Genomic DNA, 13,871 nt, shown 5'->3' on the forward strand with positions numbered 1-13,871 from the left:
CTAGCGGCTTTCCAACCGGTTTTTTACAGCCGTTTCTTCTGATTTTTTTACGACGAAGTTTTTTTTGTAACCCAAAGAACTGGTCGTGATAAAATCCAAAAATCTCTAATTCAAAGTGGATCTAAATTAAGGACCCGGTCAGCCTTGAGAGAAATGATTCGGCAACACTCTGGCTGATATTCAGGAATGGCCAACAACGCCGGTTGTTCAATGTGCAAGCGTTCTCCTACTGTTTGGGATTGGCGAGCCTGGGTGTGTTCCAAATAACTTTCACAATGGGCTTTTAGCTGCTTATTCAGTTCATTTAAATCGGCGATTAATGGTACTGGCACAAAGAAATTACGCTCCGCGAATTTCACCATCCCCCAGGGGGAGGCTTCGCGCTGTTTTCCACGCGCCCTTTTTCATTCCCTCGGGCCGGGTTACAAAATCGACTATTAAAGAGCCAGGCGCTACGAAAGGTTACAAACCGCTCGTTCTCTTCCCGGTTTCTCCCTTCCAATACCTTTTTCACGGCGCTGGTGAGGTTGTCATACGTAATGGTTTTGGGGACGCCGCCCAAAAACTTGAATGCTTGGGCATGCCCCTCAAAGAAGGCTTCCTGATTGGCCCGTTCAAAGGCTTGGCAATACAAAGCTCCCGAGTAATTCAGCACCAGGCAAAATAATTGAACCTTCCTGCGCTGTCCTGCTATATCGACAGTGACTTCCGCCCAATCCACCTGGGCCATTTCAGCCGGCTGGAAGGCCAAAGGAAGAAAGACTTCAGGACGTTTCTTTCTCAGTTCAGCAACCAACCGGCGAATACTGCGCTCACTGCCTGTATAGCCAAACTCTATTTTTAAGCGCTCGTACAGGCGTTGAGCAGTATGTCGTTGCTTTGGAGGTGATAGCTCATCTGCGCTCAGTACCGACTGAATCCAATCCTGATAGGGTTCCAGTGCCGGTTTGGCTCTTGCCTTTTGCAAAGCATAACGACGGTTTTCTCCAGCTTTTGTTTGTAATAGCCGACTTACCGTATTTCGAGAAAATCCCAACTCACGGGCTATTTGGCGCTGGCTTTTCCCATCCACCCAATACGCTTTGCGAACTGCTTCCTGGTCGTACACACTTTTCACCCGCGTTCTTTCCTCTCTTGAATTGGCTTCGGCGTTCACCAAAACTTAACTCAAAAGAGGTGGCTCACTTTTCGGTGGCCATTTCCCTTAAAAATGGCTCACTTTTAGATTACCGTTTCCAGTGTTGAAATACCGGGAGGACAATATCCGCACCCGGTATCTGGAAGCTCCTGAAATTGACGCGCTGCTGGAAGCGGCCAGTAAAGATGAATGCCCCGTGATTGAACCATTTATCCGAATTGCGTTGGGAACCGCCATGCGGCGGGGCGAAATTCTATCCATCAAAATCGAGGACATTAACTGCGCCCGACGGGAACTCTTTATTCCCAAAGCCAAGTGTGGTGCCCGGATGCAACCTATGACCGCGGGACTCACTGCTTACCTGAGTCATTACTTGCGATACCATACCCAACCGGGCCAGGAATATCTATTTCCGGCCAAACGCTCCATCAGTGGACACCGGCAAGAGATTGAGAAACCCTTTTACCGGGTGGCCACCGCCGCCGGACTGGATCGCTATCAAGTGTGCCGCCATACCTTGCGACATACCGCCATTACGCACCTGGTTCAGGCAGGGGTGGACTTGCCCACGGTGCAGCGCTTCTCAGGCCATAAAACCATTCAGATGGTTTTTCGCTACAGCCACCAATCGACCGATCATTTGCAATGGGCCCTGGATAAGATGGAAACCCGGCTCAAAGCGTCCCACGACCAATCTCGCTAAAACCGTGATCAGCCCGTGATTAGAACTGGCTGGCTTCAAGATGCCCAATTTATTGAATTCAGGAGATTCATCCATGACCGATTCCATTCAGTCTTTCAACGTCGATCTGCAATCCAGCTCTAAAATTGCGGCACTCAATAACGCTTTTCGCACCACCTATCAGGGAGGAATATTGGTATTGAGTGCTGGCATTCAAGCTCTGCCCGAAGAAACCCAGATCGGGGTTCTGCATGCCGTACGCACATTTAATGTGTTTACCCCCGATAATGACCCGCACCAAGAACATGACTTTGGCACCATAATCTATCAAGGACATCGGGTGTTTTTTAAAATGGACTACTACGATCTGGCATTGAAATTTCATAGCGAAAACCCCGCCGACCCCAGTTTAACCCAGCGAGTTCTCACCGTCATGCTCGCTGACGAGTATTAAGCACCTAAACAGCAAAAGAACCACACCGGATTCATTTCCAATGACCCGGTGAATCCGGACTCTATCAATAATCATGATATTACCGCATAGCGTTCAACAGCGTTGCCAATACGCCAAGAAACTCAATGCGTGTTCCAAAATCTTCTGGTACGGCTTCAGGTGGCTGACTGGCCCCTTGGTTAATATTGCTCTCCCCTCCCTGATTTTGACGACTTGGGAAAGTGCAAAATAAGGCTCCGTTTAACTGGCATCTTTGAAGTTTTAGATGGGTGAATCGTATTAATGACATTTTGATGGGAGCTGTTTAATGAAAAACTAATTACATCTACCTTGGTGCCTTGCTGGTGCTCTTTAAGAGCAAAAACAATCTGTTCTTCCGTAAATTTAGACTTTTTCATCCGAGTTAAACTCCTTATTTTCTAAACGGAATTTTAACCCGATTTCTCATTATCCTTGGTACGATTTCCGGGGAGCAGACCAGTGCCAGAATTCCTGGGATTTTTATACCGGTCAGTTCAAAACAAACTTCCAAACTACTTTATAATATTAAAGTAGAGCTTGTAGATTTTGATATAGTTGAAATAAAACATAGCCTAAACGAATAATAAGTTCAAAAAACAGAATAAAATTAATCATAAATTTTTCCTTGCTTGAACTTCTACACTATTTAGATTTTTCAATTAAAAATAACTATAAAAAAATTAATATTAATATCATTTCAAAAATGATACAAGAAATATGGAGAGATTGATCCCCCTTAATAAAAAGGCACCAGATTATTCCAGCAGAAACTACTGATGATCAGCTAAAATACACCCATAAAGTATTCGTTCTTTCTGGTTCAGGAATTTTTTATGTCATATTGCTCAGCGATTGAATCCATGACAGGTGCTCGTCAAGCTTTACACCAGCATTATCATGACCAGCACTACGGTTTCCCCATCCATGATGATAATGAGCTGTTTGGCAGGCTTCTTCTTGAAATCAATCAAGCAGGCTTGAGTTGGGAAACGATTCTCAAAAAAGAGAATCATTTTCGACTGGCCTACAGTCATTTTGATATTGCCACAGTGGCTCTTTACACCGATACAGACAGAGAAAGGCTTTTGGGTGATGCGGGCATTATTCGGAACCGACTGAAGATCAATGCGGCCATTGAAAACGCCCAAAAGATTCTTCAATTACAAAGTGAGCATGGTTCGTTTGAAAACTGGCTGACCCATCATCATCCAAAAACGAAGGAAGAATGGGTTAAGCTTTTCAAAAAGACCTTTCGCTTTACTGGGGGCGAAATTGTTAATGAGTTCTTACAAAGTATTGGATATCTACCCGGCGCCCATGACGCCAGTTGTCCTGTTTACAAGCAGGTTCTTGAAAGTAAACCAAAGTGGTTTCAGGGTACTTGAAAAATTTATCGGCATAGCCCATCCATAGGGATTATGAGTGCTTACCCATGACTACAAGCAACCCCAAACGACTATCCAAATCCCACACCCAACTTTAATCAAAATAAAAGCATGCCCCTGGCCGGACTTGAACCGGCACGATATTGCTATCAACGGATTTTAAGTCCGCAGCGTCTACCATTCCGCCACAAGGGCACGCTTCCGCCTTATAGTATCAAAAGCCTTGCCGCTTGCCCAGCATTTCTAACAAATTCTTTTAAAAAAGTCAGAAATGGGCGGTCATCTCCGAGTTTCATCGCTAAAAATACCATGGCCTGAGCGCTTGGGCATTGTACAATAAGGGTCTGTCAAGAAGGGGAATCCGGATGCACGCTTTGTTTGCGGAAATTGAGGCCTACCATCATTTTTACCTGCCTGTAACCGGGGGGCATACCTTATATGTGGAAGAAGCGGGTAATCCCAAGGGGCAGCCTGCTCTGTTTTTACACGGTGGGCCGGGGGGAGGGATTTCTGCCAACCATCGCCGGTTGTTTGACCCCGCTCATTACCGCATTATCCTGTTTGATCAGCGAGGGGCCGGAAAAAGCCGCCCGCATGCCTCCTTGGAAAACAACACCACCTGGGATCTGGTAACCGACATTGAAAGCATTCGAACCCACCTGAACATTGAGCAATGGCTGGTTTTTGGGGGTTCCTGGGGTAGTACGCTGTCTTTGGCCTACGCTCAAAAACATCCGCTGCGAGTGACCCACCTGATTTTAAGAGGAATTTTTCTCTGTCGCCCCGAAGAGATTGAATGGTTTTATCAGTCTGGCACCCGCTGGATTTTTCCCGAATTCTGGGCGGAATTTATGCAGCCGGTTCCCCCGGAAAAACAAGGGGCCATGGTTCAAACCTACTATGAACTGCTGACCAGCCCCAATGAACCGCTGCGCTTGCAGGCAGCCAAGGCGTGGAGCAAGTGGGAAGGGGCCACCTGTAAGCTCATCCCAGACCCTCAGGTCATGGATCACTTTGAAGAAGCCGCTCATGCCTTGGCAATGGCCCGTATTGAGTGCCATTATTTTGTGAACCACTGCTGGCTTGAGCCGAATCAGTTGCTACGAGACGCTTTTAAAATTGCCCACATTCCCACCTGGATCATTCACGGGCGTTATGATGTGGTTTGCCCTGCCCAAAACGCTTATGAATTGGCTCAAGCGCTTCCGCAGGCCAAGCTGGAAATGATTGCGGATGCTGGACACGCTTATGATGAACCGGGCATCTTAAACGCCCTCATTGAAGCCACTGAACAGAGCAAATTGCCGCTTTAAAAAGCGGGTGCTTTTATTTAATAAGGGATTGCACCTGTCTAAACGCAGCATGCTCACAACTGGCCAGCATTTCAAACAGCGCCATTTCCACGCTGGAAGGAATAACCCCGGATTGTGTCATTTTGCTCAGTCCGGTTTTGTGATCTTTCTTGTGGCGAGACTGGCAGGCATCGGTTATTAAATGCACCTGATGCCCTTGGCTGAGGAGTTGATGGGCGGTTTGGCTGACGCAAACATGGGTTTCCAGCCCACAAAGAATCACTTGCTTGCGCTTTAGCTGGCTCAGATGAGCTTGTATATTGGCATCTTGGACGCACCCAAACGCTGTTTTAGCCCAGGTTGTGGTTTCATCAGGTAAATGCGCCAGTAATTCCTTGGCGGTGGGTCCCAGCTTGTGCGGTACCTGCTCGGAAACCACAATAGGAATATTGAGCGCCGTGCAGCCCTGTATGAGGGCGCTTACTTTTTCAATCAGCTTTTCCGGGTTTTCCATAGCGGATAACAACTTTTCCTGAATATCCACAATGAGCAACAGGGTATTGTCTGCTGAAAGCAAGCGAGATTTTGGATCGTTGTCCATGGACCCTCCTTCCTTGTGTTTTTTGTGGATTTATTGATTCAGAACTGCTTGAATGGAGTCAATAAATTCGGTGGCTGTTTTGGGGTGCGGGGTGGGCGTACTGGCGAACGTATCAATCTGGATAGGTTGCTGGTTGGGCCTTACCACATAAAACGCGGGATATCCCTCGGCCCCGAACTCACTCATCAACTTTTTTTCAGCCTCGCCATTGTCCGGGGCAATGCGAACGTGGGGAAAAGCTTTGATGAAGGTCTGGGTTTTGGGATCGGAAAGGACATTGGCCGCGAATTGCTTGCAGTGAGGACACCAGGTTGCGTAAAAATAAAGCAGCACCGGTTTTTGGGTAGCCGATTGATCGCTCATAGCCCGTTGATAACCGGGAGCGTCTTCATACCACCCCTGAAAGCTGGCACTTACCCGGTTTTGTACATCTAAAGAGCGAAAAATGGCCACCCCACCCAATCCCATTACCAGCACAATCAGCCCAATCAGAAAGCCGTTCATCATTGAAATGCCTTTGGAGATGCCCTTGAGCGATAAGCCGTTCAACCGTATCAAACGTTCGTTGATCACAAATATTGCCTCTACCCGCTAACAGCACAAAGTTTTCAGGTCATTATCTCACGTTCTGCCTGTTCCGTCGAAATCTGGAATCAATGCGGTAGACAGTCGCTTTCGAAGGGGCTCGATCATCCAATGAGTAAGATTAAACCTTGGGAACGGTGAACTCGCACATCGACTCTACAGCGGGTTGCAAATTGCGTTCATCCACCAAACGAAGCTCCAGCTGATATTGTCCGGCTTCCAGGGCTTGATTATTTTTTAAGGCCATCTGGTTTTGAATTTGACGGGGGGTATTCGGAAACACGATAATCAGGCTGGCGTTTTGTAAATGCAGAACATCCAGTACCTCATTCGCCTCTTTTTCAGATTGACGGCTTAATATGGCGTTGCCAAACACACGGGCGTGTTTGCTCCCCGCATTGTTCAGGGTTAAGTCCACAGAAACCTGTTTGGCTTCCGCATCATAGCCGCAAGCAAAGGTATTGATTGAAGTTTTTGGTTTTGGATCGCCCTGATAGGCGTAAACCGTGGTGGTAAATACGGGAATCACATCTAAAACATTACTAACATTGACATTGGGCTTTTTAACATCAGGCTCTAACAGACTGGTTGGCTCAAAATAGAGTTGAAAGGGGTACTCCGCATCCTGAGCATCGGGGGAGACTTTGACAATAAAGCGGACCAGCCGGGATTTTCCGGGCAGTAGCTCAAACTCTTCGGGGTTGACCCGGATATTATCCAACAGAGGATACTCGTTTTCGGCGGGTTTACTGTAAACCAGAACGCCTTGCGGGTTGAGCCGCCATAATTTAGGAATGACTTTTAAACGAATGGTGCGCTCACTGTTACTACTCACTTTAATTGAGCCGGAGGCCACGTGGGTTTGGGGTGAGGCCTGAATTTCCAGCCGGGAAGAATCCAGAAAGTAGCTGGAGGTAGAGGCAAGCGTAAAGGGCAGCACAATCAAGCTTATCGCTGCCAGCTGGGAGAGCTTGAATAACCACTTAAATTTTCTGGTACGCATCCGTGAGTCTCTCCACAACAATTGAATCAATGAATAAAAGAAGGGGATCTGTTTTTTTAAAGGGTATTAAAGCGTAGACCAGGTGAATGAAACAGGGGGGCTGGTGTAAGTCCCTGCAGGGCTATTTACCGTGGTGCTTCCCTGGTATTTTACCTGAATTTTTGCGGGCATGGCGTTGATATTGGCCGAAAATCCACCCCCGGCAGTGCCTGAAATCCCGCTGACGGAACTGTCTGGGGAACTGACCGTAGGTTGCAGGTTGGCGTTCAAATTGGCCGTTCCGTTAGAAAGTGTAATGACAGCGGGAGAAAATACATTTTGGGTAACCGGAAAAAATTTATCCGGGTTGCCACCAGCGATGGTACAAAGGACATCCAGCGCAAAGGTGCCGCCACCCGGTACGGCATTGACCGGGGCGCTACTGCAGCTGACACTGACCGGGGAAGAAATGACCCTCACGTTAAGGCTGGCCGGGGCGGTTCCGGTTGAGACATTTTTGTTGCAAGCGGGTGTCCGGCAAATTCTGAAGCGGTAATAGGCGGGATTCAGCAACGACAAATAGTTGCCGGTAGGGGTGGCGCTGGTTGTAGTAACGCTGTATTGAAATCGAATGGTTTTGGGGGTGGGAGAACTGGAAAGGCCAGCGGTAAACCCACTGCTGGTTCCTGAAATAGACGTGACCGTATTGTCCGGGGATAGAACCGCGGGTTGCAGCGTGGCTGTTAAAAAATTCAGCCCCCGACTCAGATAAATGGTGCGGGGGGCCATAAAATTATTGTCGGCGGCGGTAATCCGGTAACTGGGGCCGGCATTGGGGGCATTAATCAGGCAGTCCACATTCACGGTTACAGTACCACCACCTGCTGGGGCGGACACCATGGGGCTGTTACAGCCTACGGAAATAGAACTGCTGTCATCATCCTCATCGGCTTGAGCTAGGAGGAAAGGCAGGCCCAGAAACAGGCAAACCAAACCCACTCTTAAAGTCATGACCCGTAAGTCTCTCATGCCCAGCCTCTAAATAGCCTCAGTAACACCTTTACTATTATATAGGTTGGCAATCACAAATGGGTAAATTACATGGCGATCCAAACCTGACGGGTGATGAGGCCTGTTTTTTCCAGCAGCCCGGTTCGGGTATCCGCTGGATGAGTTGGGGTTATCCGCTGACGGGATGTGGATTGTTTGGGAAATAGATTGTTGCGGTCAGGCAGTACCACCAGTGACAAAACAGCCTGAGTACTACCGTTGTCCGCTTGAGCAGACAGATCCGTGAAACCGATTAGCCCGATGATGAGCAGCGCAACGCAAACCTTCACCGAGGATAAAATCATCGTCATAAACACCACAGCTTTCTGCAAGAGTCAGAGCGTGTTATGGGCCTGCCAAGATGAACAGACAGACAAAAAGAGAACAGGATAACGTTTGAAGTTACCCTGTTCTCGATACGATGATGTTATTTCTGAAGGGTCAGGCGCTTAAATATCAATTTTTTGTAACAAACCGGCCTGATTTTTCAATATTTTTTAACTACAGTGTGGACCAGGTGTAGGTAGTGGAGCCGGTATAGGTGCCTGATTTGGTGGCTTCATCGGTGCTGACGTTGTAAGTGGCTTGCACTGTAGCTGGTAAAGACCGAATGGTTCCTGAAAAGCCAGCGCTGGTTCCGCTAATGGAAGCGACTGTTGAGTCAGGTGAGGCAACACGGGTTTGTAAGCTTGCGGTTAATCGATTACCACCGCTAGAAGACAAGGTGACATCACTGGGGCCAAAGGTGTTGGATGAACCTGCCGCCAGATTGTTGGGGTTGCCGTTAATGCTGCAGGTCACCACCAGTGAATTGACGCCCGGAGCAGCGGTTACCGAAGGACTGCTGCAGGTAACAACCGTTTTAACCGGAACAACCAGGGTCATGGTAGCGCTTGATGCTCCGTTATCGGCTTGAGCAAACATTGTGGAAGAGGCCATCAGGCCAACAACAGCCAGTGACAACATTTTTAAAGGCAGTCTTGCGTTCAACATCGAATTACCGTCCTGTCTTTCTTGACCCGTTGAGATTAACCCTGGTATCAGGGCTTACCGCTTCCGGATTGCTCTTAACTCATAACTTAAATTTACTTGGTTTTTTAAGGGTATAAATCATCTGATCGATCTAGATCGGTAGGCGTCAGAATTAAACACTGCCTACTGTATAATAACAAGTGTAAAGCGCTGGGCTTCTGATTTTTAGCCATCCCCATCTTGCTAATGGCGCTTTTTCCGTTTTTTTGGTCCCAAGTGTCAAGGCAAGTCATATTCCGCGCCCTGTGATGAGAGGTTGGATCCTTGCGGCAATGCCGTTCCCGTCTTTGCTGGATTTTTGCCAATGTACTGGTGGTGCCTTTTGTCTTGCAGTCTTTATCGGTGACATATGGCGAGGATATTCTGCCCATAGCCCCGGAATCGGCGACTGTTTCCAGCGCTGAAATTCAGCCGGGTATTGTTACTTTGGCTGTATCTCCCAGCGTTTCCGTTGATATGGAAATTATTCAATGGCCGGATGGCGGGTTTTCGCTGCCGGTAAAAGCCTTTTGCGCTTTATTTGGGATTGAGGTCCAACAGCAATCCGATGAACACCGTATTTTTTTCATCGATTCACAGCGTCAAAAAACAGTGGAAATCAATTGGGAACAACAAAAAATCACGGTGGGGGAGCAAACCGTGCCGGTGGGCTTGCATCCGGTTACCCGCAGTCAGGCAGGGCTATTAATAGAAGATGATGTTTATCTGGATCAAACCGCTTTTCAGGCTGTTTTCGGGGCCGGGCTAACCCTGGATCGGGAAACCGGAACCTTGAGTTTGACCACTGATCGACCACTGAAAATCTCTGGATTAGAGGACACAGGCTTACCCCGAACGGCTCAGGACGCTAATATCCGCTTAATTTCCAACCCGGAAATTAGCCAGCCGCTGGTGGACAAGATTTACATTCAGCATGCCACCAATTACGGCTTTCAGGAATCTCTACAACCCATTAACGCCAGGATTCAAAGCACCCGCTTCAACGCACTGGTGGATACTTCACTGGTTGGGGTCAGTGGATCTTTGCTGGGCCTGAATTACCATCTCAAGCCTTCTATTACTCGCTTTAATGATAAAGCCACCCTGCAAAATATTGACTGGTCCATTATTCGGCAATTGAAAGGCAAAGCCATCAGCCTGGGCAGTACAGAAGCCGGGTTAAGCCCTTTGGTCAGCCCTTCTTTAAATGTATGGGGTTTAAAATTCGCTTCTCAAAATGCGCAGTCGTCATTTTTATCGCCACCAGCCAATTATGAGTTTGCGGGTAGCGCCAAAACCGGCAATCAGGTATCCGTTATGCTGAATCAACGCACCGTACAAACCGTGACCGCCCAGAACGGCGCTTATGAGTTTGAACCGGTTTACCTGCAAGGCCAGTCCATCAACGACATCCAGATTGTGGAAAAAGACCCCCAAAATCAGGAAACCGTATTACGGACTGAAAAAATCTCTAATTTTTCAAACCTGTTACCTAAGGGAACGGTGGGGTACTCCACGTTTTTGGGTCGGGCGCCCCTTCAGTTTTACCCCTTAATCCCCGATCAGAAAACACCGTTACTGATGCCGCAAACTGAAAAATGGCTGGCCGGGGGCAGGCTTTTTTATGGGGCGGGTCATCGTTTAACGGTGGGTCTTTCCGCCGCCGCTGACCAGACTTTCGGGAGGCCCAGAACCTACTTTAACAACCTGGATCCCTTGGCGGTGGACCTAACCGGTTTCAGCAGTTATCAGCGGGATGCGAATTTTTTTAGCGGTCAAAACGCGGCATTGTCGCTGCGGTATCAACTCGCCGATCGCTGGCTGGTTTCTTCTGATTTAGGAGTGAGTCAATATCGATTAAAAGCCGGTAGCCGCTTGCCCATTGAGGACTCCGCCATGGGCAAGGCCGCTCAAATTCATCTGGAAAGGCAAAGCAACCGGCTATCCTGGTATCTGGACGCTTTTCGTTATGATCCTGAATACTATACCCCTGCGGTTTCCTTATACGGCAATAACCTTTTCGACAAGCAGGGGCTGAAAGGCGGCATTACTGGCATGATTCAGACCGTGCTACCCATTAGCTACAATTTATACTGGAGTCATTATCAAACCAATTTGCAAAAGCTGATTCCAGGGGGCATTATCAATGCCAGCCACTGGGGAGGAACCATTAATAGCCAGCTAAGTGAAAAAAATGCTCTCACCCTGGGGTTTTCATTGATTGATGGGGACAACCGGCAGCGAGAATTTTTACAACGCTCACTGGATGTGAATTATAGAACGCAGTCTCTCCCCTGGGGGTTGCAGGGAGATGTACGGGCCGCTCACTACTTTACCAATACCGTTTTTCTTCCCTCGCCAACGCTGGGAACCAACCTTACAGCGTTTGATTACGAAAACAACAGTCTGGATACGGCCTTGGATATTCCATTGAACCTTCTGCGAACCAATCACATCCGCTTGGCGCACCGGTGGTCTAATTTCGTGGACTTTGGTTCAGTTCAGGGCTATTTTAAGATGCGTGGTGTTTTTTTTGAACCCTTTGCCCAGCTGAGTTATGGAAATAAACCTCAAATTCAAAATCAGGTAGGGCTTCGGTTGGGGTATCAGTTTAAAAGCGGGGCCAAAATCAGTGTGGCCTACGCCAAGCTGTCCAGTAGTTTTCAGGGGCCTGCTGCGGTGGGTGCAACCCGCTCACAAATCAAAACGGATCAAGTGTATTTTGATTTCACCGATGTTTTTGGGCTGGTTGCCAATCATTTGCAATCTCTGGGGCCTCACGGGGAGGGTCAAGGCATTCTAACCGGCAAGGTGTTTGCCGATACTCAGGCCAACGGCACTCTGGATCCGCTGGAACCGGGTATTAAAAACACACAATTGCGCATCGACAATCAGCGGGTGATAACCACCAGCGCCAACGGGGATTTTGCCTTGGCCGGTCTGTCCCGTGGGTACCATACGATTGAGATACTGCCCGAGACGCTCCCTTTAACCATTAATGCGGAAAATCCCACCTATAAAGTGAAAGTGCAAGAAGGCAAAACCCATCGCCTCAACATCCCGTTGGCTACCGAGGGCGGTCGGCTAAGTGGCCATTTGGAACTGGTGGACGGTCAAGGGCAGGCAGTCAGTCCCGAAAATATGGTGCTGGTATTAACCAATCAGTCGGGTGAGAGTGTGAAGTACACCAGCGTGGACGCTCAGGGCAATTATCAGTTTAGTAACGTTTCGGCAGGGGTTTACGCGGTAAATCTGGAACCCAAAACCCTGGCCAGCGGTCGTTACAAAACCCTGGATGGGCCTAGCGGGATCGATTTACCGGTTTCCAGTAATTATCAGGAAAGTGTGGAAGTGAAAAATCTGAACCTGAAATTACTGGCCTTATAAAAGAGAACGTTTTGAGTGTCATTGCCGACCATCAATTTTCATTGTTGAGACGCGGATAGTGCAACAGGAACCGGAATGGCCCAGTCATTTGCATTCATGGACTATTTAGGCTTCAATTATACCAGTCGGTATATAAGGGTCACCATCATGTCTTACGCGCGTGCCAGACTTAATTTAGGCATAACAACCGTTGGTTTCTGGGTTTTACTTGCGATTGCGGGACTGTTTGGCCTCCCCGCCCGCAGTTTGATGCCTATCCCAGTGGAACAGCTTATTCCGGGCATTATTGTGGTCTATATTCTTTTTTCTTTTCCCTTTGATCTGTGGGGGGGCTATATGCTGCCCAAGCGTTATGATCGATGGAAAGGCACTTATGGGCAGTGGTTTTTCGGCTGGCTAAAAGGGGCACTGGCCCAAGGCGTTATTTTTAGCGCTTCCATCGCCTTGCTTTGGCTGGTATTTCATCAGGTGAAGAGCTTTGGCTGGCAATTGGGGTATGTTGTGGCGGTGCAACTTATATTTGCGATGCTGCAAGTGCCTATAGCCCGCTTGATTGGCCGGTTTCAAGTGAAATCGCCAACCAATAACCCAAACGTATGGCACAGCGACGATATTGGTTTTACGGGCGGCGTCTCTTTAATGGGCGCTTCTGTCATACCAGAGCAGTATCAGCAAAAACTATCCAAAACGCAGCTAGATTGGTTGCTTCAGCGTCGCCAAACGCTCTCTCATCAGGCCATGAACGTATGGGGCATTTTGGGTGCCATTGCCTTTAACACCCTGGGCTTTATAGCGGTTAAGTCTTTAACCGGCGTTACTTTTTCTCACCCGGTTGATTTGCTGACTTTGATTTGGGGGATGAGTTTGTGGTCATTTTTAGGCGTGCTGGTCTTGCCTACGCTTAGTCAAAAAGCGGTGCTGGGTCTTGATCAATTATCAGTGCAGCGGCAATCAGGCAAAGCCTCATCACTTGAGATTACTGATCTTATTCAAACCCTGGATCGTTGGCAGGATGAAGAGCCAAAGCGGCACCCGGGTATTCAAAGAATTTTTCATCCATTGCCCTCTGTCGAGCAGCGTCTCAATCAGATGCAAGCACCTGCTTCATCCACAACAACTCTCCCCCTGACTTGGCATATCGCCAGACGGGCCTTATTTCTCAGTTGGCCCTTTATGGGCTTATTGAACCGGGCGGTGCATTGCAACGTGGGCCGTCCAGACTTATGGGTATTTTTACCCTGTGAAGGTTAGTGCGCTTGTTCTGGAAGAGTCTTTTTGATGCG

General features: G+C 48.2%; 15 protein-coding genes and 1 tRNA gene. 6 read left to right on the forward strand and 10 right to left on the reverse strand.

Annotation, left to right across the window (positions count from 1 at the left end):
• Positions 1 to 110 precede the first annotated feature (110 nt).
• On the reverse strand, positions 111 to 332 hold the full coding sequence (locus tag ACEW81_RS10930; RefSeq protein ID WP_373533022.1) for a hypothetical protein: 222 nt from the start codon (positions 330 to 332) through the stop codon (positions 111 to 113).
• Positions 333 to 355: 23 nt separating this feature from the next.
• Positions 356 to 1,117: an IS21 family transposase gene (istA, locus tag ACEW81_RS10935; protein WP_373533023.1), complete on the reverse strand. Its 762-nt coding sequence runs from the start codon at positions 1,115 to 1,117 to the stop codon at positions 356 to 358.
• Between the two features lie 121 nt (positions 1,118 to 1,238).
• On the opposite strand from istA, the gene ACEW81_RS10940 reads away from it, so the two are divergent.
• Together ACEW81_RS10940 and ACEW81_RS10945 are read left to right on the forward strand one after the other, a co-directional pair.
• On the forward strand, positions 1,239 to 1,841 hold the full coding sequence (locus tag ACEW81_RS10940) for a tyrosine-type recombinase/integrase (protein WP_373533024.1): 603 nt from the start codon (positions 1,239 to 1,241) through the stop codon (positions 1,839 to 1,841).
• 73 nt (positions 1,842 to 1,914) lie between these two features.
• Positions 1,915 to 2,274 (forward strand): DUF3768 domain-containing protein, encoded by a 360-nt coding sequence (locus tag ACEW81_RS10945; RefSeq protein ID WP_373533025.1) that lies wholly within the window; start codon positions 1,915 to 1,917, stop codon positions 2,272 to 2,274.
• Between the two features lie 179 nt (positions 2,275 to 2,453).
• On the opposite strand, the gene ACEW81_RS10950 is transcribed toward ACEW81_RS10945, so the two are convergent.
• Positions 2,454 to 2,672: a hypothetical protein gene (locus ACEW81_RS10950; RefSeq protein WP_373533026.1), complete on the reverse strand. Its 219-nt coding sequence runs from the start codon at positions 2,670 to 2,672 to the stop codon at positions 2,454 to 2,456.
• A 456-nt stretch (positions 2,673 to 3,128) separates the two neighbouring features.
• Here ACEW81_RS10950 and ACEW81_RS10955 point away from each other — a divergent pair, with 456 nt between their 5' ends.
• On the forward strand, positions 3,129 to 3,680 hold the full coding sequence (locus tag ACEW81_RS10955; RefSeq protein WP_373533027.1) for a DNA-3-methyladenine glycosylase I: 552 nt from the start codon (positions 3,129 to 3,131) through the stop codon (positions 3,678 to 3,680).
• 112 nt (positions 3,681 to 3,792) lie between these two features.
• Here ACEW81_RS10955 and ACEW81_RS10960 read toward each other — a convergent pair.
• Positions 3,793 to 3,875 (reverse strand) — tRNA-Leu (locus ACEW81_RS10960).
• Positions 3,876 to 4,045: 170 nt separating this feature from the next.
• Here ACEW81_RS10960 and pip point away from each other — a divergent pair.
• On the forward strand, positions 4,046 to 4,993 hold the full coding sequence (gene pip / locus ACEW81_RS10965) for a prolyl aminopeptidase (RefSeq protein WP_373533028.1): 948 nt from the start codon (positions 4,046 to 4,048) through the stop codon (positions 4,991 to 4,993).
• Between the two features lie 13 nt (positions 4,994 to 5,006).
• Here the strand turns inward: pip and ACEW81_RS10970 are convergent, their stop codons facing one another.
• The 6 genes from ACEW81_RS10970 to ACEW81_RS10995 form a co-directional block, all read right to left on the reverse strand.
• Positions 5,007 to 5,573, reverse strand: coding sequence for a hydrolase (locus ACEW81_RS10970; RefSeq protein ID WP_373533029.1), 567 nt, complete (start codon positions 5,571 to 5,573; stop codon positions 5,007 to 5,009).
• A 30-nt stretch (positions 5,574 to 5,603) separates the two neighbouring features.
• The gene (locus ACEW81_RS10975) at positions 5,604 to 6,080 is read right to left on the reverse strand and encodes a thioredoxin family protein (RefSeq protein ID WP_373533030.1); all 477 of its coding nucleotides are present in this window, start codon (positions 6,078 to 6,080) and stop codon (positions 5,604 to 5,606) included.
• Between the two features lie 199 nt (positions 6,081 to 6,279).
• Positions 6,280 to 7,161, reverse strand: a complete 882-nt coding sequence (locus ACEW81_RS10980) for a hypothetical protein (RefSeq protein ID WP_373533031.1) — start codon at positions 7,159 to 7,161, stop codon at positions 6,280 to 6,282.
• Positions 7,162 to 7,227: 66 nt separating this feature from the next.
• Positions 7,228 to 8,169 (reverse strand): hypothetical protein, encoded by a 942-nt coding sequence (locus ACEW81_RS10985; protein WP_373533032.1) that lies wholly within the window; start codon positions 8,167 to 8,169, stop codon positions 7,228 to 7,230.
• Between the two features lie 68 nt (positions 8,170 to 8,237).
• The gene (locus ACEW81_RS10990; protein WP_373533033.1) at positions 8,238 to 8,501 is read right to left on the reverse strand and encodes a hypothetical protein; all 264 of its coding nucleotides are present in this window, start codon (positions 8,499 to 8,501) and stop codon (positions 8,238 to 8,240) included.
• Positions 8,502 to 8,691: 190 nt separating this feature from the next.
• A complete protein-coding gene (locus ACEW81_RS10995) occupies positions 8,692 to 9,183 on the reverse strand; it encodes a hypothetical protein (RefSeq protein ID WP_373533034.1) in 492 nt (163 codons plus the stop codon).
• 303 nt (positions 9,184 to 9,486) lie between these two features.
• Here ACEW81_RS10995 and ACEW81_RS11000 point away from each other — a divergent pair, with 303 nt between their 5' ends.
• Positions 9,487 to 12,588 carry a carboxypeptidase-like regulatory domain-containing protein gene (locus ACEW81_RS11000; protein ID WP_373533035.1) on the forward strand — a complete coding sequence of 1,034 codons (3,102 nt, stop codon included), beginning with the start codon at positions 9,487 to 9,489 and terminating at the stop codon, positions 12,586 to 12,588.
• Between the two features lie 147 nt (positions 12,589 to 12,735).
• Positions 12,736 to 13,839, forward strand: a complete 1,104-nt coding sequence (locus ACEW81_RS11005; protein ID WP_373533036.1) for a M48 family metalloprotease — start codon at positions 12,736 to 12,738, stop codon at positions 13,837 to 13,839.
• Positions 13,840 to 13,871: the final 32 nt, after the last annotated feature.

Source organism: Vampirovibrio sp., from assembly GCF_041737375.1.
Lineage (GTDB): Bacteria > Cyanobacteriota > Vampirovibrionia > Vampirovibrionales > Vampirovibrionaceae > Vampirovibrio.